Here is a 22,378-nt window from a genome sequence, read left to right as displayed (position 1 = left end):
GGGACGTCAAGCTGCGCGGTGGGCTGGTACCGCGGCACTAACGCCTCACCCCGCTCTAGCGTCCCACCTGCCCGCGGTCTCGGATGAAGTGATCCGCCAGCACGCAGGCCATCATGGCTTCGCCGACGGGGACGGCACGGATGCCGACGCAGGGGTCGTGGCGGCCCTTGGTCATGATCTCGGTGTCGGCGCCCTGGCGATCGACGGTGAGGCGAGGCTGGAGGATCGACGAGGTCGGCTTCACCGCGAAGCGCACCACCACCGGCTGCCCCGTGGAGATGCCGCCCAGCACGCCGCCGGCGTGGTTGGACAGGAAGCGCGTGCCGTCATTGCCGGTGCGCATCTCGTCGGCGTTCTCTTCGCCGGTCAGCTCAGCCGCGCCAAAGCCGGCGCCGATCTCGACGCCCTTCACGGCATTGATGGTCATCATCGCACCCGCCAGATCGGAATCGAGCTTGGCATAGATCGGCGCACCGAGGCCCGCCGGCACGCCTTCAGCGACGATCTCGAGCACCGCACCGATCGAGGAGCCGCTCTTGCGGATGCCGTCGAGATAGGTTTCGAAGAACGCAGCCTTGTCCTTGTCCGGACAGAAAAACGGATTCCTGGCGACCTCGTCCCAGTCCCACTTCTCGCGGTCGATCTTGTGCGGGCCCATCTGCACCAGGGCGCCGCGCACCTTGACGTCGGGCAGCACTTTTCGCGCGATGGCACCGGCGGCAACGCGCGTCGCGGTCTCGCGCGCCGAGGAGCGGCCGCCGCCGCGATAGTCGCGCAGGCCGTACTTCGCCTCGTAGGTAAAGTCCGCGTGGCCCGGCCGAAACTTGTCCTTGATCTCGGAATAGTCCTTCGACCGCTGGTCGGTGTTCTCGATCAGGAGCCCGATCGGCGTGCCCGTCGTCACCTGCACGCCGGTCTCCGGATGCGCCATCACGCCGGACAGGATCTTCACCTGATCCGGCTCCTGGCGCTGGGTGGTGAAGCGCGACTGGCCGGGCCGGCGGCGGTCGAGATCGCCCTGGATGTCCGCCTCGGTGAGCGGGATCATGGGCGGGCAGCCATCGACCACGCAGCCGATCGCCACCCCGTGGCTCTCGCCGAAGGTCGTGACGCGGAACATGTGGCCGAAGGTGTTGAAGGACATTGGTGCTCGCTCGGTTCCGGCGTGTGGTAACGCGCGGGGGGCCGGGGGTCAAACCCGCACACTCCCTGTCATTCCGGGATGGTCCGAAGGACCAGACCCGGAATCTCGAGATTCTCAGGTGCGCAAGGGCGCACCGGGTTCGGTGCTGCGCATCGCCCCGGAATGACGAAAACTTGGCTTAACTAAACTTCTCCAGCCGCCCGTCCCGGAACACGTAGACGGCGCCCTGCTCGATATAGAGCTCGGCGGCGCTGGCCGGCGTCTCCAGGCCAAGCGAAACCATCAGGGCCCGGCAGGTCCCGCCATGGGCGACCGCGACGGTGTCGGTCCGGAGCTGATCGTACCAGGCCCGCACGCGGACCTGTACATCGGCGTAGGTCTCCCCGCCTACGGGGCCCACCGTCCATTTGTCGGCAAGGCGCCTGGCATAGATTTCGGGATCGGTCGCCTCGCTCTCGGCCAGCGTCAGCCCTTCCCAGACGCCGTAGCCGATCTCGCGCAGGCGATCGTCGAGCGAATAGTCGGCCACGGGCAATTCGAGCATGCCGCGCGCAAGTTCCATGGTCATGCGCGCGCGGCCGAGCGGACTCGACACATAGGGCAGCGCCGCCTTGTCGCGGCCGTCGCGCTTGAACAGATCGGCGAGAATGCCGCCGGCCTGCACGGCCTGGCTGCGGCCGCGCGCGTTCAGCGGAACGTCCCTGGTGCCCTGGAGCCGCCCGAGCGCATTCCACTCGGTCTCGCCATGGCGAAGATAGTAGATCGTGGGCACGGGCATTCCAGCTAAAGGCTAGTCCTTGCCACCGAGCGAGATATCCGGCGCGTCCGGGCGCTTCATACCGAGCACGTGGTAACCGGAATCGACGTGATGCACCTCGCCGGTGACGCCGCGCGAGAGGTCGGAGAGGAAATACAGCGCGCTGCCGCCGACGTCCTCGGTGGAGACGTTGCGCCGCAACGGCGCGTTGTGCTCGTTCCACTTCAGGATATAGCGGAAGTCGCCGATGCCGGAGGCCGCGAGCGTCTTGATCGGCCCGGCCGAGATCGCGTTGACGCGGATGTTCTTCTCGCCGAGGTCGGCCGCGAGATAGCGCACGCTCGCCTCCAGCGCCGCCTTCGCGACGCCCATCACGTTGTAATGCGGCATCCACTTCTCCGCGCCGTAATAGGAGAGCGTGATGAGCGAACCGCCGTCGGTCATCAGCTTCTCGGCGCGCTGTGCCACGGCGGTGAACGAGTAGCAGGAAATCAGCATCGACTTGGAGAAGTTCTCCTGCGTGGTGTCGACGTAGCGGCCGTCGAGCTGCTCGCCATAGGCGATCGCGTGCACCAGGAAGTCGATCTTGCCCCACTTCTCCTTCAGCACCGCGAAGGCGGCGTCGATTGTCGCAGCGTCGGTGACGTCGCAATGGCCGAGCACGAGTCCGCCGATCTCGGCGGCGAGCGGCTCGACGCGCTTCTTCAGCGCATCGCCCTGATAGGTGAAGGCGAGCTCGGCGCCCGCTGCGTGGCATGCCTTGGCGATACCCCAGGCGATCGAGCGGTTGTTGGCAACGCCGAGGACCACCCCGCGCTTGCCTTGCATCAGACCTGAATTCTGCGCCATTTTTGAACGTCCCGTCGAGCTCTCGTTGAGGTTTGGAGGTACACCAGCCCTCCTTCGCGGTACAGTCCTAATACGCGGCGTTAACGCTGTTTCGAGCGCCGGAATAGCCGTTCCGTTCGGGTGTTATGATGGGTAAGGCGCTTGCGCCGAACACCAGGACGTCAAGGCGGCAATGAGCGCGTTTCGCCAAAGTGTGGAAGCCATGATCCCGGCGTTGCGACGCTACGCCCGCGCGCTCACGCGCGATGCGGATGCGGCCGACGATCTGGTGCAGGATACGTTGGTGCGCGCGCTGCGTTCGGAGCGCCTGTTTCTCGGAGGCGACGTCAGGAGCTGGCTCTATACGATCCTGACCAACCTCAACAAGAACCGGCGACGCTCGCTGGCAAGGCGGCCGCAATTCATGCAGCTGACAGAGAACAACCCGGACGCCAGCGGGACCGAAGCCGAGGGACGCGACATCGAGAAGGCGCTGGCAACGCTGGTCGAGGAGCAGCGCTCGGTGCTGCTTTTGGTGATGCTGGAGGGCATGAGCTACCGCGAGGTCGCTGACATCCAGGGCGTGCCGATCGGCACCGTGATGTCGCGCCTGGCACGCGCCCGCGCCCACGTTAAAGCCTCGCTGGAGGGTGAGCGCCCGGCGCTCAGGCGGGTGAAATGATGGCAGGATTGATGCAACGCGTTGGGTCCGTCCGCAGCCTGCCGACAAAGCGAGCGAAGTTGAGTCACGAAGGATATTTTGGGCCGCAGAGCCAGAGACGATCGATATGAACGACCGCAATATTCCGATCACCGAAGACGAGTTGCACGCCTATGTCGATGGCGAGCTGCCGGCCGAGCGCCGCGCCGACGTCGAGGCCTGGCTTGCCGCCCATCCTGACGATGCCGAGCGGGTGCAGTCCTGGCGCGACATGGCCGAGATGCTGCACGCCCGCTACGATTCCGTCGCCCAGGAGCCGGTGCCGGTACGGCTGGAGCTCGAACGGCTGGAGCGCCGCCCCCGGCAATGGCTCTATGGCGCCGCCGCGGCTGTGCTGGTTGCCTTCGTCGCCGGCGGCACCGCCGGCTGGATCGCGCATGGCGCCGCCAACTCCCCCTCGACCTTCCAGAGTTTTACGGCCGACGCACTCGACGCCCACCGCCTCTATGTCGTCGAGGTCCGCCACCCCGTCGAGGTCGGCGGCAACGAGCGTGACCATCTCCAGGCCTGGCTGACCCGGCGCTGCGGCTGGACCGTGTTCGCGCCGAACCTGGAGGCGAGCGGGTTGAAGCTGGTCGGCGGCCGGCTCCTGCCAGGGCCGAACGGTCCGGCGTCGTTCCTGATGTATGAGGGCGCCTCGGGCGAGCGGTACACGATCTACACCGCCAAGACCGAGAATGGTGCAACGCAGATGCGGTACGCCAAGACGGACAAGGACGGCGCGCTGTTCTGGGCGGAGCGCGGGGTCGGCTACGTCGTCAGCGGCGGTGGCGATCGCGACCGGCTGACCAAGGTGGCGCAGGCCGTGTACGACCAGGCAGAGAAAAACGGCACCTAGACAACCGCGCAAGCGCGGTGCCTCGATTCCGTCATTGAAAATTTGGAATCAAGACATCGGCGCGTCTCATTATCGCACCGGATGATCACGCGAAAATGAGCAGCGTTCGATCCGCCGATCGACGCGGGCGGCCTCGATTGGGGTTTTTGGTACCGCGCTGGTCCCCCTCTCGAGGCCGCACCTTTTTATCGGCTGCCCCGCCGGACAGCCGACACGTCGAGCATATGAGCCGAGAAGCGCTATCGCGCCTCAGGCATATGACGAGCATCATCCGCAAGAGAGGATGCTGTAGACCTTAGGAAAACCCCTTCAGTTCCGACCGCGCCCTAACCAAGCCCGCTACGTGGATTGTAGGGGTGTTGGTCCCGCCACTTCTCCATCAATGCTTCAAGCTCGGCGTCGTTCCCGTCCGGTAGCATAATCCTGACAGTGACGAAGAGATCCCCGGTTCCGCCTGCTTTCGGCAGGCCCTTGCCCTTCAGCCGGAAGGTGCGGCCGCTGGAAGTGTTCTTCGGGACCGAGAGTTCGACCGCATTCCCAAGGGTCGGCACGCGGACCTTGCCGCCGAGCACCGCCTCGTAGAGCGTGACCGGCAGGTCGATCCTGAGATCCGCGCCCTCGACCTTGAAATACGGGTGCGGCGCGATGCCGATGGTGATCAGAAGATCGCCCGGCGGATGGCCCTGGGCGCTCTCGCCCTGCCCGCGCAGCCGGATCTGCTGGCCCTCGGTGACGCCGGCCGGAATCTTGACGTTGAGCTCCTTGCCCGTCGGCAGACGGACGCGCTTCTCGCCGCCCTTGACCGACTCCTCTAGCGAGACGGACATGGCGACGTTCACGTCGAGATCGAGCCCGATCCCGCCGGTGTCGAATTCGAACTGCCCGGCGCCGCCGGCCCCCGGCCGCGCGCCGCGCACCCCGCCGCCGAACATGCTGTTGAGGATGTCCTCGAACGCGCCGCCGCCCTGACCCGGGCCGCCGCCGGAGCGGAACGTATAGCTCTCGAACCCGCCGGGACCCGCGCGGCCGCGCGGCCCGCCGCCGCCCGGAAAGCCCTGGAAGCGCGGCTTGCCGTCGGCGTCGATCTCGCCGCGGTCGAACTGCTTGCGCTTGTCCTCGTCGCCGAGGATCTCGTTGGCCGAATTGAGTTCGGCGAAACGCTCGGCGGCCTTCGGGTCGTCCTTGTTGCTGTCGGGATGGTGCTTCTTGGCAAGCTTGCGATAGGCGCTCTTGATCGCGGCAGCATTGGCGCTCCGCGGCACCCCCAAGACCTCATAGGGGTCGCGCATCCGTCACGTCTCCTTCAAAGAAATCGAATTGTTCAAAGGGCTCCCCGCCCCACCTGCGAACCATGTGGGGAGAGAGTGGCATTTTTGCAACTAGGATTGCCGGCCGAATCCTAGCTCCGCCACGGCTTTAGCGTATGAATCTCCCAACGGCCACGGCTGCTTTGGCAGCCGGCGCCCTGGAGCCAGCTTTCGGTATTGCCGTTGACGTAGCTGGCGAGGAAGTCGCGGCACCTGCGGCCATCCTCGGCGGCATAGGATTGCGCGATCGGCGTCACCGAGCCGCGCGCCCCGGTCACCGGATTCTCCCAGTGCTGGCTGGAATCCTTGTCGCCCTTGCTCAGCACGTCGGAGGCGGCGTTGCGGGCGAAGGCAAGATCGGTCTCGGTCGGTGCTGCGTCCTTCGCCGGCCGCGCGATCGAGCCGGTGAGGTCGCTGTCGTCGGCCTTGGCATAGGCGCTGGTGTCGTTGCGCGAAAAGCTGCAGCCGCCGGCGCCGAAGCCGATCAGGACCATCGTCATGACAAGGCCGGACGGCCGGATCGCCGATAGGCCAACGCGTCCCCATGCCCTATATAGGGCGGTAGCGGACAACAACGCGTTTTGGGCCGCGGAACGCAACTCGGACTCCAGACATGACCGACACGACCTCGATGAAACACCAGACACCCTTAACATCCGGTGATTTCACCGCCGCTGACGAGCCTTTTGCGCTGTTCGAGACCTGGCTGAACGAGGCGATCAAGAGCGAGCCGAACGATCCGAATGCCATGGCGCTCGCAACCGTCGACCCGGACGGCTTGCCTGACGTGCGCATGGTGCTGATGAAGGGCTTCGATACCGAGGGTTTTGTCTTCTACAGCCACATCGCGAGCCAGAAGGGCCGTGAACTCGCCGCAAATCCTAAGGCAGCGTTACTTTTTCACTGGAAGTCGCTGCGCCGTCAGGTCCGCATCCGCGGCAACGTGACGCCGGTGACTGACGCCGAGGCCGACGCCTATTTCGCCACCCGCCCCAAGCAGGCGCAGATCGGCGCCTGGGCGAGCAAGCAGTCCGAGGCGCTGGAGAGCCGCTTCGCCTTCGAACAGGCAATCGCAAAAGTCGCGGCCAAATACATCATCGGCGAGGTGCCACGGCCGCCGGGCTGGAGCGGCTGGCGCATCACACCGGTCCGCATCGAGTTCTGGCACGATCGCCCATTCCGTCTGCACGACCGCATCGAATTTCGTCGTGACGCCGCCGGCCAGAAGTGGTCCAAGACGCGGATGTACCCTTAGGCCCCGACCTGAAAGACCTTCATGCCGCATTCGTCAAACGCACCGCGACGCACGCTGCTCCTGACCGGAGCGAGCCGCGGTATCGGCCATGCCACCGTGATCCGCTTCTCCTCGGCGGGCTGGCGCGTCATCACCTGCTCGCGGCATCCCTTCCCGGAGGACTGCCCCTGGGATGCGGGCCCTGAGGACCACATCCAGGTCGACCTCGCCGACCCCAAGGACACGACCCGCGCGATTTCCGAAATCCGCAACCGCCTCGAGGGCGGCATGCTTCATGCGCTGGTCAACAACGCCGCGATCTCGCCGAAGGGCCCGGGCGGCTCCCGGCTCGGTTCGGTCGACACCGACCTCGATACCTGGACGCATGTCTTCCACGTCAACTTCTTCGCGCCTATCATGATGGCGCGCGGACTGATCGAGGAGCTGAAGGCGGCCAGAGGCTCGGTCGTGAACGTCACCTCGATCGCGGGCTCGCGCGTGCATCCCTTCGCAGGCGCAGCCTACGCCACCTCCAAGGCAGCGCTTGCATCCCTGACGCGCGAGATGGCCTCGGACTTCGGCCGCGTCGGCGTCCGCGTCAACGCGATCGCACCGGGCGAGATCGACACCTCGATCCTGTCGCCCGGCACCGAGAAGATCGTGGAGCAGCAGATCCCGATGCACCGGCTCGGCACGCCCGACGAGGTCGCCAAGATCGTCTACGTGCTGTGCACGGACACCTCGTCTTACGTCAATGGCGCCGAGATCCACATCAACGGCGGCCAGCACGTCTAGACCATCCTTTAGCAGTCGTCATTGCGAGCGCAGCGAAGCAATCCAGGCCGCCTCCACGGAGACGGTCTGGATTGGTTCGTCGCTTCGCTTCTCGCAATGACGGAATTGGAAACAGTGCCTAGGGAAGCAGGCGATCCAGACAAAGCCGCCGCAAGACCTGGATCGCCCTTACCTTCCGTTGCTCAATCGAGTCGAATCCGACGTGACCTCTCGCGCGGCCTTGGCGTGGCCGTGTTGAATGCAGTCGAGCAGTCGTCGTCGTTCTCACCATCGAGCAGCGGAGCACCACAGTGCCGGCACATGCGTGCCGACATCGACGACGCCTTGCCGTTCGCCAGGGCCTGACGATAGTTCGCCAGATCGATGACGTTCCGGGGCGACGTTATGTGTTTTTCAACCATGGCTGTTCCTCGCGGCTACGCACTACTTATCGCAGACAAGTTTCGCGCAAACGTTCAGCTCACCGCTCAAATTTTACCGGAGGAATTGGGGCGGCAGCCACGCATCACCGCGACGCCGCAATCCCGCTCTATTCTGCGACACCAACCACCATGTCTCGACGAACGGCGTAAGGTCTCGGTAGGTATCAGAGCCACTTCTTGAGCTTGAAGATCCAGTACGGGACGATGGCCGCGATCAGCATCAGCACCAGTGCCATCGGATAGCCGTGCGCCCATTCGAGTTCCGGCATCGACTTGAAGTTCATGCCGTAGATCGAGGCGATCAGCGTCGGCGGCATCAGGACAACAGCCATGACCGAAAACAGCTTGATGATGTTGTTCTGCTCGAGATTGACGACGCCGAGCATGGCGTCGAGCACGAAGGTAATCTTGCTGGAGAGATAGGAGGCGTGGTCGGTCAGCGAGGAGACGTCGCGCTGCATGGTCTTGAGCTGCTCGCGCATGTCCTTGGACCATTTCACGCCCTCAACCACCGCCGAGAGGAAGGCGACGACGCGGCCGATCGAGACCAGGCTCTCGCGAACCTTGGAGGTCAGATCGCCCTTGCGGCCGATCGAGATCAGGATCTGGGAATATTGCTTGGCGTGGCCGTGGCGCTCGCTCTCGGGCTCGAAGATGTCGTGCGAAACCTGGTCGATCTCGGCGCCGCAGCGCTCCAGAATGTCGGCGCAGCGGTCGATCACGGCGTCCAGCAGTTCCATCAGCACCATCTCGCCGGTGATCGCCGGCGTGCACGAGCGGCCCAGCTTGGCCTCGACCAGGGCGAACGGCTTCGGCAGGTCGTAGCGCACCGTCACCAGGCGGTGGTCGCCGAGGATGAAGGTCACCGCCGTGGTCCGGGGCATGTCGGTATCGGAGTGGCACATCAGCGTCGCGGTCATGTAGCGCGCGCCGTTCTCGATATAGAGGCGGCTGGAGATCTCGATCTCCTGCATGTCTTCCCGGGTCGGGATGGCGATGCCCGCAAGCCGCTCCACCGCCTTGTCCTCGGCCGCACTCGGACTGAAGAGGTCGATCCAGACCGCATTCTCCGGCAACGCCGTGAGATCCTCGATGACGGCCTTCTTGAGGGAGGACTCGGAGGGAACAAACACCGAAAACATGAACAACTCCAGAGAACCTGCGACAGAATGACAGCCTTTAGCGCGATTCTGACAAGTTCATCATGACAAGCACATTAACGGAGCGTTTGCATTTGTGGCGACGCTGTGGCCCAACCGTGACACAGAATCGACAATCCGGCACGCTTTGCCCCAAAACCCGCGTAAACCTGAAAAACTTGCGGCAAAAAAGCCACAGCTGAGGTCTCGCAGCGCGGGAAAAGGCCTTGAGTGCTGGAATTGTGGCAGATTTCAACGATAATGGGATTAACGGAGTCGAGGAAGTTGGGCGCTAAGCTCAGGCTTTCCCGCGCGGTATTGTTTTGATTGGAACCAAATCATGTCGTCGCTGAAAGTTAAGTTGGGGATTTTGGCCGCTGGCCTGATGCTGTCGGGCTGCATGCAGGCCACGCATTTCGAAGCGACCGACACCAAGGCCTTCAAGCCGAAGGACAAGGAACTGCTCGCCAAGGTCCGGTACGAAAACACCCCGGTCGCAGAGCCGTTCCGCCGCGCCATCGTCGAATATCACCGCAAAGAATCGCCCGGCTCGATCGTGGTCGATTCCGACAACCACTACCTCTATTACGTGCTGGATGGCGGCAAGGCGATCCGTTACGGCATCACCGTCGGCGAAGAAGCCATGGCCTGGTCAGGCATCGCCAAGGTCGGCAGCATGACCGAGTGGCCGGCCTGGCATCCGACCCCGGGCGAGATTTCGCGCCTGGGCGTGCCGACCTATGTTGCGCCCGGTCCGGACAATCCGATGGGCTCCCGCGCGATGTATCTCTACTCGGGCGGCAAGGACACGCTGTTCCGCATCCACGGCACCAACCAGCCGGAATATATCGGCGCCTCGATCTCGTCGGGCTGCATCCGTCTGACCAACGAGGACGCGATCGACCTCTATGGCCGCGTCAAGGTCGGCACCATCGTGGTGGTGCTCGAGCCGAAGCACGGCGACTCGCCCTACAATTCGCGCCTGGCGCTCGGTGCCGGCGGAACTGGCCAGGCGGGCAGCTACTGATCGCCTCTCCCGATCTCCGACATTCAAAAGCGCCGGTTTTACCGGCGCTTTTTTGTTGCCGGCTTGGACGGCTGGACCTTGTCGGCCGCCGGCTTGTCCGCAGGCGCGGGGGATTTCTCCGCCGCCTCGTCACCAGCCCCATCCTTTGCCTCAGGCTTGGACGCGACCTCGCGCGGCGGCGCCTCCTCGGGCCGTTCCGCCGGCAGCAGCGGCGCGATCTGCGGCAGGGGATCCCAGACGTTCCACTGGCAGATCCGGTAGTCGTTGCGCCGCTGCGCCAGGTCGAGATGGATATGGTCCTCGTGGTACCAGTCCGAGCCAGGGCCGAGCACGGTGGAAAAGCGCGCGCACACCGAATGCAGCACACGCTCGCGCACGTCACGCGACATGGTGCGATCGGTGAGGCCAATCGACTGCCCGTTGGCGAGCTTGACGGCGCGGACGTCGAGGGCGTTGGCCTTGCCGTGCTCGGACAGCAACGCTCCAACGATGCGATTGCGGCCGCGGCACTCGAAGCTATCGAAATTGTCGAGATCGCTGATGGTCGAGCCGAGACTGGTAGCCAGCGGCACCATGTCCTTGCGCACCCAGTCGGCTATCGCAGACGCCATGGTGCAGCGAAGGATCGCCGCCGGCTTGACCGCCACCTTGCGCTTGTCCGGCAGCACGATGGCCTCCAGCCGCACCAGATCCTCGCCACCGCAGCCGCCGGGGCCGCGGATATCGGGGATGGAGGGTGCAATTGCGATCTCCTCGGTCAGCGCGAGCCGGCAGGCCGAGACCTGCTTCTCGGGCAGCGGCGGCGCCTCGGCCGGCTTGTCGGGGGAAGGCTTGTCCGGGGAAGGCTTGCCGTCGGCCTCCGGTGCGGCCCCGTCCGGTGCTTTGGGGGCCTCCGCGGGGCGAGGTTTCGGTAGCGGGATCTTGGCGGAATGAACCTTCGCGCGCGGCCGTGGTGTACCAAAGCCAAAGATATCGAGCGGCGCAGCATATTTTCGCGCCTCCGCCCGATCCGCGAGCCCAAGCGTCAGCCCCAGCGCGACGGTAACCATTGCCGCGCCGGCGGACATATAGCCGCGACAAGACCATTTGCGGCGAAAGTCCGGCAGGCTAAAACTCATGACAATTCTTTGGCCCAACGCTGAGAGCGATAACGCGTCCAGCGACTTCTCGGAGGAACGTCGGAATGCTTGGTTTGATGCAAGACTGGCCCCTGCTCTGCCACCGGATCATCGAACACGCCGCCAGGATTCATGGCAAGCAGGAGGTCGTCACGCGATCGATCGAGGGACCGATCCATCGCACCACCTACGCCGAGATCCACAAGCGGGCGCTCAAGGTCTCGCAGATGCTGGAGCGCGACGGCATCAAGCTCGGCGACCGCGTCGCAACGATCGCCTGGAACACCTGGCGCCATCTCGAAGCGTGGTACGGCATCATGGGGATCGGCGCCATCTGCCATACCGTCAATCCCCGCCTTTTCCCCGAGCAGATCGCCTGGATCATCAACCATGCGCAGGACCGCATCGTGATGACCGACATCACCTTCGTTCCGATCCTGGAGAAGATCGCCGACAAGCTGCCCAGCGTGGAGCGCTACGTCGTGCTGACCGACAAGGCGCATATGCCCGAGACCACGCTGAAGAATGCGGTGGCCTACGAGGACTGGATTGCGCAGGCCGACGGCAAATTCAAATGGAAGGACTTTGACGAGAACACGGCGGCGGCGATGTGCTACACGTCGGGCACCACCGGCGATCCGAAGGGTGTGCTGTATTCGCATCGCTCCAACGTGCTGCACGCGCTGATGGCGAACAACGTCGATGCGCTCGGCACCAGCGCCTCCGAGACGATGCTGCCGGTGGTGCCCCTGTTCCACGCCAACAGCTGGGGTATCGCCTTCTCCGCGCCCTCGCAGGGCACCAAGCTGGTGATGCCCGGCGCCAAGCTCGACGGCGCTTCGGTCTATGAATTGCTCTCGACCGAGAAGGTGACGCACACCGCCGGCGTGCCCACGGTGTGGCTGATGCTGCTCCAGCACATGACCGCCAACAATCTGAAGCTGCCGCACCTGAAGATGGTGATCTGCGGCGGCTCGGCGATGCCGCGCTCGATGATCAAGGCCTTCCTCGACATGGGCTCGAACGTCCGCCACGCCTGGGGCATGACCGAGATGAGCCCGATCGGCAGCGTCGCGGCGCTGAAGCCGCCGTTCCAGAACGCGACCGGCGATGCGCGGCTCGATGTGCTCCAGATGCAGGGCTACGCGCCCTTCGCAGTCGAGATGAAGATCACCGACGATGCCGGCAAGGAGCTGCCCTGGGACGGCAAGACTTTCGGCCGCCTCAAGGTCTCCGGCCCCGCCGTCGCCAAGGCCTATTATCGGCTCGATGCCAACATCCTCGACGAGGACGGCTTCTTCGACACCGGCGACGTCTCGACCATCGACGAGGACGGCTACATGCGGATCACCGACCGCTCCAAGGACGTAATCAAGTCCGGCGGCGAGTGGATCTCCTCGATCGACCTCGAAAACCTCGCGGTCGGCCATCCGGCCGTGGCGGAGGCCGCCGTGATCGGCGTCTTCCACCCCAAATGGGACGAGCGGCCGCTACTGATCGTGCAGCTCAAGCAGGGCCAGCAGGCCAGCCGTGAGGACATCCTGAAGTACATGGACGGCAAGATCGCCAAATGGTGGATGCCCGACGACGTCGCCTTCGTCGAGGGCATCCCGCACACCGCCACGGGCAAGATCCTGAAGACCGCGCTGCGCGACCAGTTCAAGGATTACCGCTTCCCGAACGCGGCGGCGTAGGACTTACGCGTCATTCCGGGGCGATGCCAACGGCATCGACCCCGGAATCTCGAGATTCCGGGGTCGCCCTTCGGGCGCCCCGGAATGACGGGCAGTAGCAACCCGGTCTCCCTTGAATTTGCCGCCGGGGCGTGGTCTCAACGCCTCCTGTCGTCGCGCCAGATCGGCGCGGCACCGCCTCCAAAACCCCGGCAGAGCTCACCCGATGGCCCGCAGGTTTTCCGCTCCCTACCAGTCGGAGCCCGTGTCCAGCCTCGCCAGCTGGGCGCGCAATCTGGCCGTGTTCGCGGTGGTGGCGGTGGCGGTGTCGATCCTCGTCGTCCGGTTCGGCTTCCTGGAGCCGAAGCCGGCGCTCGCCACCTTCTTCGGCGGCCTCGCCATCGCCGCGCTCTCGATCCTGTTCGGCCTCGCCGGCTTCGCCGCGATCTGGCAGAACGGCTCGCGCGGCATGGCGCGCATCCTGCTCGCCTTCCTGATCGACGGCATGATCCTCGCCTACCCGGCCTATCTCGGCCTGCAATACCGCAAGCTGCCGGCGATCCACGACGTCACGACCGACCCGATCGACCCGCCCCGCTTCGACGCGCTGGCGCGCCTGCGCACCGGTGAAGGCGCCAATACCGCGGTTTATGCCGGCCTCTATTCGGCCGAGCAGCAGCGCCATTTCTATCCCGATATCGAGCCGATCGAGCTCGAGATCCCGGTCGACCGCGCCTATGCGATCGCACTCCAGATCGTCAACAAGCGCAAATGGCTCGTCATCGACGAGCGCGCGCCGCAGCCGCCGCGCCGCATCGGACGCATCGAGGCGGTGGCGCGCACGCCGATCATGGGTTTGCGCGAGGACATTTCCATCAGGGTCGTGCCCGACGGCGACGATTCCCGCGTCGATATCCGCTCCGCCTCGCGGTATTTCGAGAGCGACCTCGGCAGCAACGCCGCCCGCGTCACAAAATTCATCGACGATCTCAACACCGCCGCCGATGCGGACGCGCTGAAGCCGGTGAAGAAGACCCCGGTGACGCCGCCGAAGGCACCGGCGAAGACGGTGAAGAAGTGACGGTGAGCTAGGCTCCCGCCATCCGGTATGTCCCGCCAATCACGGGATCGCCATCCGTCGCCACCACGCCGCGGGCGACCAGATCTTCCAGATGCGCCAGCACGGAATAGCCCGCGGCCGTCGTCAGCCGTGGATCGATGCCGATATAGATCGCACGCACCATGGTCGGGATGTCGGCCTCGCCCTTGGCGAGACGATGCAGGATAGAGGCTTCGCGCGCCTTGCGGTGGCGGATCAGGAAACGCACGAAGCGCGGACCATCCGGTATCTCGGGGCCATGGCCTGAGAAATAGAGATCCTCCTCGCGGGCGGCCAAGCAATCGAGCGATTCCATGTAGTCGATCATCGACCCGTCGGGCGGCGCAACGATCGAGGTCGACCAGCCCATCACGTGGTCACCGACGAAGTTGAATTTTCGCTCGGGCCAGGCGAAGGCGAGATGGTTGGCGGTATGACCCGGCGTCGCCACCGCCTCGAGGCGCCAGCCCGCGCCCTCGACGACGTCGCCATGGGCGATCCTGATATCGGGCGCGAAATCGCGATCGACGCCGGATTCCGGATTGTGCTTCTCGCTCTCGAAGCGCGGGCGCGAGGCGCGGTGCGGGCCCTCGGCATAAACAGGCGCGCCGGTCGCCTGCTTGATCCGCGCCGTGTTCGGCGAATGGTCGCGGTGGGTGTGGGTGACGAAGATGTGGCTCACCGTCTCGCCGCGCACGGCATCGAGCAGCGCAGTCGCATGCGCCGCATCATCAGGACCGGGATCGATGATCGCGACGTTGCCCGTGCCGACGATGTAGCTGACCGTACCGCTGAAGGTGAACGGGCTCGGATTGTTACAGAGCACGCGCCGCACGCCGGGGCGGACTTCCTCGACGACGCCGGCTTTGAGTGGAAAGTTGCGGTTGAACGGGACGTCGTCGTTGTCGGACATGGGACTTCCTGTGCACTGCTGCCCCACCCCTCGCCGTCATACCCCGCGAAAGCGGGGTATCCAGTACGCCGTAGCGTTCGTGGCGAAGGCGAGGTCTCCGGGATACTGGATCGTCCGCTCTAGTGCGCAATTGCGCACAGGGCGGACGATGACAGCCGAGCAAAACAACGGCCACGGAATACGTGGCGACTAGAAAAACGCCTGAATGCCCGTGATGGCGCGGCCCAGGATCAGGGCGTGGACGTCGTGGGTGCCCTCGTAGGTGTTGACCGTCTCGAGGTTATGGACGTGGCGCATCACGTGGTACTCGATCGAGATCCCGTTGCCGCCGTGCATGTCGCGCGCGACGCGGGCGATGTCGAGCGCCTTGCCGCAATTGTTGCGCTTCATGATCGAGATCATCTCGGGGGCGAACTTGCCCTCGTCCATCAGGCGGCCGACGCGAAGCGAGCCCTGGAGGCCGAGCGCGATCTCGGTCTCCATGTCAGCGAGCTTCTTCTGGACGAGCTGGGTCGCGGCCAGCGGCTTGCCGAACTGCTTGCGGTCGAGCGTGTACTGGCGGGCGCGGTGCATGCAGTCCTCGGCCGCGCCCAGCGCGCCCCAGGAAATGCCGTAGCGGGCGCGGTTGAGGCAGCCAAACGGGCCCTTGAGGCCGGAGACGTTGGGCAGCAGCGCGTCTTCCGGAACCACGACACCGTCCATCACGACTTCGCCGGTGATGGAGGCGCGCAAGCTGAGCTTGCCGCCGATCTTCGGCGCGGAGAGGCCCTTCATGCCCTTCTCCAGCACGAAGCCCCGGATCTGGTTGTCATGCGCGGCCGACTTGGCCCAGACCACGAACACGTCGGCGATCGGCGCGTTCGAGATCCACATCTTGCTGCCGGTCAGGCGGTAGCCGTCCGAGACCTTCTCGGCGCGGGTCTTCATCCCGGCCGGATCGGAGCCGGCATCGGGCTCGGTCAGGCCGAAGCAGCCGACCCACTCGCCGCTGGCGAGCTTCGGCAGGTATTTCTTGCGCTGGTTCTCGTCGCCATAGGCGTAGATCGGGTACATCACCAGCGAGGACTGCACCGAGTTCATCGAACGATAGCCGGAATCGACCCGCTCGATCTCCCGCGCGACCAGGCCGTAGGCGACGTAGCTCGCATTGGCGCAGCCATATTCCTCGGGCAGCGTGATGCCGATCAGGCCGAGTTCGCCCATCTCGTTGAAGATCTCGCGATCCGTCGTCTCTTCGAGATAGGCCTTGGTGATACGCGGCAGCAGCTTGTCCTGGGCGTAGGCGCGCGCGGTGTCGCGCACCATGCGCTCGTCTTCGGTAAGCTGCTCGTCGAGCAGGAACGGATCGTCCCACTGGAAAGAAGCCGCAGCCGGCTTGTCCTTGGTCTGAGGGCGCACGCTCATGAAACGTCCTTTCGCGTCTGGTTCCGTCAACAATTGCCCGACAAAGTAAAGCGCCGCGGCAACAAGTTCAATTGCATCCTGGTTTCGATCATTCCGGGCTCGCGCAACGGCGCGCGCCCGGAAACGACGTCGTCAGATTTCGAGCAGCTCGTTGGCGACGATCTCGATGCCGAAGCCCGACAGGCCCTTGTAGTCGTGCACCGAGGAGGTGAGATGCCGGATCGAGGTGACGCCGAGATCGCGCAGGATCTGCGCGCCGACGCCGATCTCTCGCCACTGGCGGTTGCGGTCGGCCTCCGTCGACGTCTCGTCGGGCAGCGGAGCCACCGGCACGCCGGCAGCGCCGTCGCGCAAGTAAACCAGCACGCCACGGCCGGACCTCTCGAAATGCTCGAGCACGGCCGCCATGCGCTTGTGCCCGGTGAAGATGTCCTTGACGATGTTCGGCTTGTGGAAGCGCGTCAGCACGTTCTTGCCGTCGCCGACGCCGTTGTAGACGAAGGCGACGTGGGCGATGGAATCGAACGGCGAACGATAGGCATAGCCCTGCAAGGGGCCGATCGGGCTGTCGGTGACGAAGGTCGAGACCCGCTCGATCAGCTTCTCGCGCACCTGGCGGTAGGCGATCATGTCCGCGATGGTGACGTGCTTGAGCTTGTGCTGGGCGGCGAAGCGGGCGACCTGCTCGCCCTTCATCACGCTGCCGTCGTCGTTCATCAGCTCACTGATGACGCCGACCGGCGGCAGGCCGGAGAGCTTGCAGAGGTCGACGGCGGCCTCGGTATGGCCGGAGCGCAGCAGCACGCCGCCGTCCTTGGCGATCAGCGGGAAGATGTGGCCGGGCCGGGCGAAATCGTTGGCGCCGACATTGGGATTGGACAGCGCGCGGCAGCACGAGGCGCGCTCCTCGGCGGAGATGCCGGTGCCGCCGTCGGGCTTGTAGTCGATCGAGACCGTGAACGCGGTGGTATGCGCGGAATCGTTGTGGGCGACCATGGGATCGAGCCGCAGGCGGCGCGCGTCCTCCGTGGTCACGGGCGCGCAGACGATGCCGGAGGTGTGGCGGATGATGAACGCCATCTTCTCGGCGGTGCAGAGCGAGGCCGCGACGATCAGATCGCCCTCGCCCTCGCGGTCCTCATCGTCGGTGACGACGACGAGCTCGCCCCTGGCAAAGGCCTGCAAGACTTCCTGGACGGTATCGGGCATTTCCCAATCTCTATCGGTTATGGGCCGGAGGCTTAGCCGGACTTGGCCCCAAGCGCTAGTGTCCTGGACGCAACCGCATATGCCAGATGGCCGTCAGGGCGGCGGGTCTCAGGCTTGCACCGAAGATACCAGGGATATAGGCGCACAAACCCCGGAAGGAAGACGGCCGGACGCCGTCAGGGCAGCACCTCTCTCCGCTCGCCGAGCCGCAGGTCGAGCTCGGCGCGCTTATCCGCGAGCAGGCCGGCCTGGGCGGCCTCGATCACGGTAAACAGCTCGTGGGCGTCGCTGAGTCGGGTCACGGTGACGTAACTGGCACCGGCCTCGTAGAGCTCGCCGACATCCGACAAAAGATCGGCCGTAGCCACGATCATGGCGGTCGGGTTGAGGGTGCGGACGTGGCGGACCAGCTTCTCGTTGCTGGCGCCCTTGAGAAGCGCATCCGGCACGCTGAGGATGATCATCTCGGACTTGCCGACGCCGGCATGGAGCAGCGTGTCCGCGCTGCTGATGTCGCCATAGATCACGTGCAGACCGCGTGAAAGCAGGGTCTGGTACACATTGGGGTTGAAATCGACCACCGTGATCTGCTCGAGCAACACCGGCGCCTGCCGTTCGATCTCGGCCAGCAGCGCGCTAGCCGCGCGGAAAAAGCCCAGGATGACGATGCGGCGGGCCTCGCCATGGCCGCCCTCGTGGCCCTCCTCGGCATGGCCGTTGCCGTGATCGAGATCGCGCAGGCCGATCCGCTTCAACGGGCCGATCGCCCAGCGGGCGATCTCGTCGCTGCGCGTCATCACGAAAGTCGAGAGCACGGCCAGCACCACGAAGGCGAAGGAGGCCGCGTTCGCCGTTTCGGCTGCGATGTGGTTGTCGGTGACGCCGGTCTGGATCACGACCAGCGAGAACTCGGAGATCTGCGCGAGGTTCAGGGCCGGCAACAGGCTGGCACGCAGCCCCTGCTTCATCAGGTAGAGCGGCGTGAAGGTCGTGACGAGCCGGCTCACCACCGTGAACGCCGCGATCATCAAGGCAAGCCCGATCACGGAGAGGCCGGGCACGGGAATGGTCATGCCGAGCGCGACGAAGAATAGCGTGATGAAGAAGTCGCGCAGCGTGGTGACCTTGGCGGTGACGTCGAGCGCATAGGGAAAGGTCGAAAGCGAGACGCCGGCGATCAGGGCGCCCATCTCGCGCGACAGCGACAGCCGCTCCGCGGTCTCGGCCACGAGGAAGCACCAGGCGAGCGCGCCGAGCAGGATCAGTTCGGGCCGGCGGGCGATCTGGTGGAACAGGCGCGGCAGCACATAGCGGCTGACCAGCAGCGCGGCGGCGACCAGCACCGCGACGCGGCCGATCGAGAGCAGGATGACGCTCACTTGCAGATTGGCAAGACTCGGCTGCACCGCCAGGAACAGGATGGCGAAGATGTCCTGGAGCACCAGCACGCCGAGCGTGATGCGGCCGGGCAGCGTGTCGAGCTCGCGCTTCTCGTAGAGCACCTTGACGATGATGACGGTGCTCGACAGCGCGCAGGCGATACAGAGATAGACCGCATCGAAATGCCCGCCGCCGAGCGACAGGCCGATGCCGGCGAAAAACAGGACCCCGAGCAGGCAGCCGCCGGGCAGCTGGCCGCCCGCCGCAAACAGGATCACCTTTCCCGCCCGCACGATCTTCTTCAGGTCGATCTCCAGCCCGATCATGAACAGCATGAAGATCAGGCCAAGCTCGGAGATGACGCTGATCGATTCCTGCGATTTGACCCAGCCGGCGCCGAATGGACCTATGCAGAAGCCGGCGATAAGGTAGGCCAGGATCAGCGGTTGCCGGGAGAAATGGGCGAGCAGGCCCAGCATCCAGGCAAACAGGATACAGAGAGTGATGTCGCGAATAAGCTCATGCATGCCAAATTGGTCCGTTTTGCCGCACCCTAGAGACAGGTTGCGCCGCGGCAAGCGAGCAATTCGTCACATGCGGATCGTGCTCTGGCTGATAGCCGTGCTAGCTCCGTTCGCGTTCGCCTTGCCGGCCGCGGCGCAATCCAAGGTCAATATCGAACAAAACTTTGCCGATTCGCTCACTGTGCTGCCGAAAGAGGAGCTCGCCGTCGCCGGCGGGTTCTATGTGCCGGCCTATTCCAGCGTCGCGATGAGCCAGGGCAAGCTGCGCGTCGACTTCTCGGTGACCTTGAGCGTTCACAACGCCTCCGAGAGCCAGCCGCTGGTGGTCAAGCGCATCGCCTATTTCGACACCGCAGGCAAGCAGGTCGAGAGCTATCTGAAAGCGCCGGTGGCCTTGAGGCCCCTCGCCACCGTCTCGATTTTCATTCCGACCGACGACGTGCGCGGCGGGACCGGGGCCAATTTCATTGTCGACTGGGCCGCAACGGGCGATATCGCCGAGCCGGTGGTCGAGGCCTTGATGGTTGGCGGCGTCGCCAATGCGCATTACGCTTTCATCAGCCAGGGCCGTCCGACCCGGACTGCCACAAAGAAGTAGAAGCCGTCCGACCCGGACGGCCAACAAGACGTAAGGCAGGCCGGCGCAAAGCCGGCCGCTCAACAAGAACAACACGAGGAACGCTCCCATGACGTCCAGCTTCGATTTCGCGCCCCTGTTTCCCGCAGGGCTGCCGGCCCCTTCCGCGCGCTGGACGGGCCTTGCCAAATACAGCTTTGTCGGCGGCAACAATGATTCCGAGCAGGTGCCGCTGGATGAGCTGATCGAGGCGGCCAACCTCGCCCTGCAACGCGAGGGCCGATCGCTCGCCACTTACGGTCTGGCGCACGGGCCGCAAGGCTACCTGCCGCTGCGCGAATTCCTCGTAACAAAACTGAAGCGCGATGCCGGCATCAACTGCACGGTCGACGATCTCCTGATCGTCTCGGGCTCGCTCCAGGCGCTCGACCTCGTCAACAATACGCTGCTCGCCCGCGGCGATACCGTGATCTTCGAGCAGGACAGCTATCAGGGCTCGCTGAACCGTCTGGCACGGCTCGGCGTCAACGTAGCAGGCATTCCGCTCGATGCGGACGGCATGCGCATGGACGTGCTGGCCACGACGCTGGCCGACTTGAAGAGCCGCGGCATCCGCCCAAAATACATCTACACTATCCCGACTGTGCAGAACCCGACCGGCAGCATCATGCCGGAGAGCCGCCGCGCCGAGCTGGTGCGGCTCGCGGCCGAGTATGGGGTACCGATCTTCGAGGATGACTGCTATGCCGATCTCGTCTGGTCGGGACAGCGGCCGCCGGCGATTTATGCGATGAGCCCGAACGGCGGCGTGATCCACATCGGTTCGTTCTCGAAATCGATCGCGCCGGCGCTGCGCGTCGGCTTCATCGTCGCGCCCTGGGATGTGATGTCGCGGATGCTGTCGCTGAAGACGGATGCCGGCTCCGGTGCGCTGGAGCAGATGGTGCTGGCGGCCTATTGCAAGCCGCATTTCGCAAGCCACGTGCCGGCCCTGACGAAGACGCTGCGCACCAAGCTCGATACGCTGATGGAAGCCCTCAATGAGCAGTTCGGAACGGCGGCGGAGTTCGAGGAGCCCAAGGGCGGCATCTTCCTGTGGGTGAAGCTGCCCGACCAGGTCGATACGCTGAAGCTCTATCAGGCCGCGCTTGCCGCCGGTGTCTCGATCAATCCGGGGCCGGAATGGTCCACCAGCAAGAGCCATTCCAGCTCACGCCTCAGGCTGTGCTTTGCCAGCCCGACGCATCAGCAGATCCGCGAGGGCGTCGCTGTGCTGGCCGAGGTCTGCCGCAAGGAGTTCGGCGTGCCGGCCCGCAGCGCCAATGTGGAGAAGCGGGCTTAACGCCTCGTCAAGCCGCCTGGGGCTGGCTGCCGTGGATCGCGGAGGCCAGCCGCAGCAACAGGACGATCGAGACGTTGCCCTTGCCGGCCTCGATCTGGGCGATATAGCGCTCGGAAATCCCGGAGCGGCGGGCCAGCTCCCGGCGCGAGAGGTCGCAGCGCGTGCGCGAGGACTTCAAGCGGTCGCCCAGCTCGGCCAGAAACGCGGTCTCCGAATAAGGCGGCACGGCACAGCTCCCCGGCAGCACTTCGCCCGCAAAATCCATGACTTGATTCAGCATTGGTCTATCCACGTTCGCCTTCGGGAGCAGCCATCCTACCCCCGATACGGCCGGCCTCATTGACGCGGATCAAATTCGCGAGCGATCGGCGGCTGGCGTGGACGACCGCGGGCGGGATGCTACACTTTGGAATTCTTCGAGGTGGGGCCTTTCAGGACATGACGCGTTGGTTGAGCCGCTGGACCACGGCGGCGGTGGTGTGGGTCGCGTTCACGTCCACGGCCGGTGCCGAGACGCTTGCGGCGACGGTCGAACAATGGGGCCTGCTCGGCTCATGGGCGGTCGATTGCGCGGCCCGGCCCGACCGCGACAGGGGGGCGCTCCTGACTTACGAGATCCAGAAGGACGGCCGGGTGATGTACCGGCGCAATTTCGGCGAGGCCAAGGACGAGAACGAAGTCGTGTCCGCCACGGTCAACGCCGAGGGCCTGCTCAATGTGATGGTGTACTTTCCATCGCTGCATCAGACCCGCGAGTTCGGGCTGCTGCTGGCCAAGGACGGCAGCCTGCGCGCGATCTACAATCGCAGCGAGCGCGGCGCATATACGATCAGGGACGGCAAATACGTCGCCACGGGCGCGCCGACCCCTGCGCAGCAACGCTGCGATTGAGCATCTGAACATCCGTTCAGAATTCTCTGCCAGTTC

The 22,378-nt window shown here is 64.9% G+C and carries 23 protein-coding genes; 10 read left to right on the top strand and 13 right to left on the bottom strand.

Annotation, left to right across the window (positions count from 1 at the left end; genetic code table 11):
- Window positions 1–55 precede the first annotated feature (55 nt).
- From aroC to fabI, 3 genes are all read right to left on the bottom strand, one after another.
- Window positions 56–1,144, bottom strand: a complete 1,089-nt coding sequence (gene aroC / locus BJA_RS13015) for a chorismate synthase (RefSeq protein ID WP_011085417.1) — start codon at window positions 1,142–1,144, stop codon at window positions 56–58.
- Between the two features lie 178 nt (window positions 1,145–1,322).
- A complete protein-coding gene (locus BJA_RS13010) occupies window positions 1,323–1,922 on the bottom strand; it encodes a histidine phosphatase family protein (RefSeq protein WP_011085416.1) in 600 nt (199 codons plus the stop codon).
- A 12-nt stretch (window positions 1,923–1,934) separates the two neighbouring features.
- Window positions 1,935–2,750, bottom strand: coding sequence for an enoyl-ACP reductase FabI (fabI, locus tag BJA_RS13005; protein WP_011085415.1), 816 nt, complete (start codon window positions 2,748–2,750; stop codon window positions 1,935–1,937).
- Between the two features lie 172 nt (window positions 2,751–2,922).
- Between fabI and BJA_RS13000 the strand changes: the two genes are divergently transcribed.
- Together BJA_RS13000 and BJA_RS12995 are read left to right on the top strand one after the other, a co-directional pair.
- Window positions 2,923–3,411 carry a sigma-70 family RNA polymerase sigma factor gene (locus BJA_RS13000; RefSeq protein WP_011085414.1) on the top strand — a complete coding sequence of 163 codons (489 nt, stop codon included), beginning with the start codon at window positions 2,923–2,925 and terminating at the stop codon, window positions 3,409–3,411.
- Between the two features lie 106 nt (window positions 3,412–3,517).
- Complete coding sequence (locus BJA_RS12995) at window positions 3,518–4,288, top strand: anti-sigma factor family protein (RefSeq protein ID WP_011085413.1); 771 nt, start codon at window positions 3,518–3,520, stop codon at window positions 4,286–4,288.
- 326 nt (window positions 4,289–4,614) lie between these two features.
- Here the strand turns inward: BJA_RS12995 and BJA_RS12990 are convergent, their stop codons facing one another.
- The gene (locus tag BJA_RS12990; RefSeq protein WP_011085412.1) at window positions 4,615–5,577 is read right to left on the bottom strand and encodes a DnaJ C-terminal domain-containing protein; all 963 of its coding nucleotides are present in this window, start codon (window positions 5,575–5,577) and stop codon (window positions 4,615–4,617) included.
- A 110-nt stretch (window positions 5,578–5,687) separates the two neighbouring features.
- Window positions 5,688–6,095: an RT0821/Lpp0805 family surface protein gene (locus BJA_RS12985; RefSeq protein WP_028175353.1), complete on the bottom strand. Its 408-nt coding sequence runs from the start codon at window positions 6,093–6,095 to the stop codon at window positions 5,688–5,690.
- 113 nt (window positions 6,096–6,208) lie between these two features.
- Here BJA_RS12985 and pdxH point away from each other — a divergent pair, with 113 nt between their 5' ends.
- Together pdxH and BJA_RS12975 are read left to right on the top strand one after the other, a co-directional pair.
- Window positions 6,209–6,850, top strand: a complete 642-nt coding sequence (pdxH, locus tag BJA_RS12980; RefSeq protein ID WP_011085410.1) for a pyridoxamine 5'-phosphate oxidase — start codon at window positions 6,209–6,211, stop codon at window positions 6,848–6,850.
- 21 nt (window positions 6,851–6,871) lie between these two features.
- Window positions 6,872–7,624 carry an SDR family NAD(P)-dependent oxidoreductase gene (locus tag BJA_RS12975; protein ID WP_011085409.1) on the top strand — a complete coding sequence of 251 codons (753 nt, stop codon included), beginning with the start codon at window positions 6,872–6,874 and terminating at the stop codon, window positions 7,622–7,624.
- Window positions 7,625–7,806: 182 nt separating this feature from the next.
- Here the strand turns inward: BJA_RS12975 and BJA_RS12970 are convergent, their stop codons facing one another.
- Both BJA_RS12970 and BJA_RS12965 read right to left on the bottom strand, forming a co-directional pair.
- The gene (locus tag BJA_RS12970) at window positions 7,807–8,025 is read right to left on the bottom strand and encodes a hypothetical protein (protein WP_082901028.1); all 219 of its coding nucleotides are present in this window, start codon (window positions 8,023–8,025) and stop codon (window positions 7,807–7,809) included.
- Between the two features lie 185 nt (window positions 8,026–8,210).
- On the bottom strand, window positions 8,211–9,188 hold the full coding sequence (locus BJA_RS12965) for a magnesium transporter CorA family protein (protein ID WP_011085408.1): 978 nt from the start codon (window positions 9,186–9,188) through the stop codon (window positions 8,211–8,213).
- A 337-nt stretch (window positions 9,189–9,525) separates the two neighbouring features.
- Between BJA_RS12965 and BJA_RS12960 the strand changes: the two genes are divergently transcribed.
- On the top strand, window positions 9,526–10,212 hold the full coding sequence (locus BJA_RS12960; protein ID WP_011085407.1) for a L,D-transpeptidase: 687 nt from the start codon (window positions 9,526–9,528) through the stop codon (window positions 10,210–10,212).
- 38 nt (window positions 10,213–10,250) lie between these two features.
- Here BJA_RS12960 and BJA_RS12955 read toward each other — a convergent pair whose 3' ends face one another.
- The gene (locus tag BJA_RS12955) at window positions 10,251–11,330 is read right to left on the bottom strand and encodes an extensin family protein (protein WP_011085406.1); all 1,080 of its coding nucleotides are present in this window, start codon (window positions 11,328–11,330) and stop codon (window positions 10,251–10,253) included.
- A gap of 65 nt (window positions 11,331–11,395) precedes the next feature.
- Here BJA_RS12955 and BJA_RS12950 point away from each other — a divergent pair, with 65 nt between their 5' ends.
- On the top strand, window positions 11,396–13,024 hold the full coding sequence (locus BJA_RS12950) for a fatty-acid--CoA ligase (protein ID WP_011085405.1): 1,629 nt from the start codon (window positions 11,396–11,398) through the stop codon (window positions 13,022–13,024).
- A 205-nt stretch (window positions 13,025–13,229) separates the two neighbouring features.
- Window positions 13,230–14,084 carry a DUF1499 domain-containing protein gene (locus BJA_RS12945; RefSeq protein ID WP_011085404.1) on the top strand — a complete coding sequence of 285 codons (855 nt, stop codon included), beginning with the start codon at window positions 13,230–13,232 and terminating at the stop codon, window positions 14,082–14,084.
- Between the two features lie 7 nt (window positions 14,085–14,091).
- On the opposite strand, the gene BJA_RS12940 is transcribed toward BJA_RS12945, so the two are convergent.
- The 4 genes from BJA_RS12940 to BJA_RS12925 all read right to left on the bottom strand — a co-directional run bounded on the left by BJA_RS12940 (window position 14,092) and on the right by BJA_RS12925 (window position 19,535).
- Window positions 14,092–15,015: an MBL fold metallo-hydrolase gene (locus tag BJA_RS12940; RefSeq protein WP_038965893.1), complete on the bottom strand. Its 924-nt coding sequence runs from the start codon at window positions 15,013–15,015 to the stop codon at window positions 14,092–14,094.
- 189 nt (window positions 15,016–15,204) lie between these two features.
- Complete coding sequence (locus BJA_RS12935; protein ID WP_011085402.1) at window positions 15,205–16,419, bottom strand: acyl-CoA dehydrogenase; 1,215 nt, start codon at window positions 16,417–16,419, stop codon at window positions 15,205–15,207.
- A 132-nt stretch (window positions 16,420–16,551) separates the two neighbouring features.
- Window positions 16,552–17,628: a 3,4-dihydroxy-2-butanone-4-phosphate synthase gene (gene ribB / locus BJA_RS12930; protein ID WP_011085401.1), complete on the bottom strand. Its 1,077-nt coding sequence runs from the start codon at window positions 17,626–17,628 to the stop codon at window positions 16,552–16,554.
- Between the two features lie 176 nt (window positions 17,629–17,804).
- The gene (locus BJA_RS12925; RefSeq protein ID WP_011085400.1) at window positions 17,805–19,535 is read right to left on the bottom strand and encodes a cation:proton antiporter; all 1,731 of its coding nucleotides are present in this window, start codon (window positions 19,533–19,535) and stop codon (window positions 17,805–17,807) included.
- A gap of 67 nt (window positions 19,536–19,602) precedes the next feature.
- Here BJA_RS12925 and BJA_RS12920 point away from each other — a divergent pair, with 67 nt between their 5' ends.
- Together BJA_RS12920 and BJA_RS12915 are read left to right on the top strand one after the other, a co-directional pair.
- Window positions 19,603–20,130 (top strand): DUF3124 domain-containing protein, encoded by a 528-nt coding sequence (locus BJA_RS12920; protein WP_038965894.1) that lies wholly within the window; start codon window positions 19,603–19,605, stop codon window positions 20,128–20,130.
- Between the two features lie 88 nt (window positions 20,131–20,218).
- Window positions 20,219–21,451, top strand: a complete 1,233-nt coding sequence (locus BJA_RS12915; RefSeq protein WP_011085398.1) for a PLP-dependent aminotransferase family protein — start codon at window positions 20,219–20,221, stop codon at window positions 21,449–21,451.
- Between the two features lie 7 nt (window positions 21,452–21,458).
- Here BJA_RS12915 and BJA_RS12910 read toward each other — a convergent pair whose 3' ends face one another.
- Window positions 21,459–21,731 carry a helix-turn-helix domain-containing protein gene (locus tag BJA_RS12910; protein WP_028175357.1) on the bottom strand — a complete coding sequence of 91 codons (273 nt, stop codon included), beginning with the start codon at window positions 21,729–21,731 and terminating at the stop codon, window positions 21,459–21,461.
- A gap of 158 nt (window positions 21,732–21,889) precedes the next feature.
- On the opposite strand from BJA_RS12910, the gene BJA_RS12905 reads away from it, so the two are divergent.
- Complete coding sequence (locus BJA_RS12905; RefSeq protein ID WP_038965896.1) at window positions 21,890–22,342, top strand: hypothetical protein; 453 nt, start codon at window positions 21,890–21,892, stop codon at window positions 22,340–22,342.
- The last annotated feature ends 36 nt before the right edge of the window (window positions 22,343–22,378 follow it).

Origin of the sequence: Bradyrhizobium diazoefficiens USDA 110, from assembly GCF_000011365.1 — a bacterium.
Classification (GTDB): Bacteria; Pseudomonadota; Alphaproteobacteria; order Rhizobiales; family Xanthobacteraceae; genus Bradyrhizobium; species Bradyrhizobium diazoefficiens.
The sequence above is the reverse complement of the archived record's forward strand: the minus strand, read 5'-3'. Positions and strand labels throughout refer to the sequence as shown.

Coding starts and splice junctions, on each gene's coding strand:
- BJA_RS12975 (WP_011085409.1), top strand. CDS start 6,872: ATGCCGCATTCGTCAAACGCACCGCGACGCACGCTGCTCCTGACCGGA.
- BJA_RS12985 (WP_028175353.1), bottom strand. CDS start 6,095: ATGACGATGGTCCTGATCGGCTTCGGCGCCGGCGGCTGCAGCTTTTCG.
- fabI (WP_011085415.1), bottom strand. CDS start 2,750: ATGGCGCAGAATTCAGGTCTGATGCAAGGCAAGCGCGGGGTGGTCCTC.
- BJA_RS12925 (WP_011085400.1), bottom strand. CDS start 19,535: ATGCATGAGCTTATTCGCGACATCACTCTCTGTATCCTGTTTGCCTGG.
- BJA_RS12910 (WP_028175357.1), bottom strand. CDS start 21,731: ATGCTGAATCAAGTCATGGATTTTGCGGGCGAAGTGCTGCCGGGGAGC.
- pdxH (WP_011085410.1), top strand. CDS start 6,209: ATGACCGACACGACCTCGATGAAACACCAGACACCCTTAACATCCGGT.
- BJA_RS12995 (WP_011085413.1), top strand. CDS start 3,518: ATGAACGACCGCAATATTCCGATCACCGAAGACGAGTTGCACGCCTAT.
- BJA_RS12990 (WP_011085412.1), bottom strand. CDS start 5,577: ATGCGCGACCCCTATGAGGTCTTGGGGGTGCCGCGGAGCGCCAATGCT.
- BJA_RS12940 (WP_038965893.1), bottom strand. CDS start 15,015: ATGTCCGACAACGACGACGTCCCGTTCAACCGCAACTTTCCACTCAAA.
- aroC (WP_011085417.1), bottom strand. CDS start 1,144: ATGTCCTTCAACACCTTCGGCCACATGTTCCGCGTCACGACCTTCGGC.
- BJA_RS13000 (WP_011085414.1), top strand. CDS start 2,923: ATGAGCGCGTTTCGCCAAAGTGTGGAAGCCATGATCCCGGCGTTGCGA.
- BJA_RS12965 (WP_011085408.1), bottom strand. CDS start 9,188: ATGTTTTCGGTGTTTGTTCCCTCCGAGTCCTCCCTCAAGAAGGCCGTC.
- BJA_RS12945 (WP_011085404.1), top strand. CDS start 13,230: ATGGCCCGCAGGTTTTCCGCTCCCTACCAGTCGGAGCCCGTGTCCAGC.
- BJA_RS12970 (WP_082901028.1), bottom strand. CDS start 8,025: ATGGTTGAAAAACACATAACGTCGCCCCGGAACGTCATCGATCTGGCG.
- BJA_RS12960 (WP_011085407.1), top strand. CDS start 9,526: ATGTCGTCGCTGAAAGTTAAGTTGGGGATTTTGGCCGCTGGCCTGATG.
- BJA_RS13010 (WP_011085416.1), bottom strand. CDS start 1,922: ATGCCCGTGCCCACGATCTACTATCTTCGCCATGGCGAGACCGAGTGG.
- BJA_RS12905 (WP_038965896.1), top strand. CDS start 21,890: ATGACGCGTTGGTTGAGCCGCTGGACCACGGCGGCGGTGGTGTGGGTC.
- ribB (WP_011085401.1), bottom strand. CDS start 17,628: ATGCCCGATACCGTCCAGGAAGTCTTGCAGGCCTTTGCCAGGGGCGAG.
- BJA_RS12955 (WP_011085406.1), bottom strand. CDS start 11,330: ATGAGTTTTAGCCTGCCGGACTTTCGCCGCAAATGGTCTTGTCGCGGC.
- BJA_RS12915 (WP_011085398.1), top strand. CDS start 20,219: ATGACGTCCAGCTTCGATTTCGCGCCCCTGTTTCCCGCAGGGCTGCCG.
- BJA_RS12935 (WP_011085402.1), bottom strand. CDS start 16,419: ATGAGCGTGCGCCCTCAGACCAAGGACAAGCCGGCTGCGGCTTCTTTC.
- BJA_RS12920 (WP_038965894.1), top strand. CDS start 19,603: ATGCGGATCGTGCTCTGGCTGATAGCCGTGCTAGCTCCGTTCGCGTTC.
- BJA_RS12950 (WP_011085405.1), top strand. CDS start 11,396: ATGCTTGGTTTGATGCAAGACTGGCCCCTGCTCTGCCACCGGATCATC.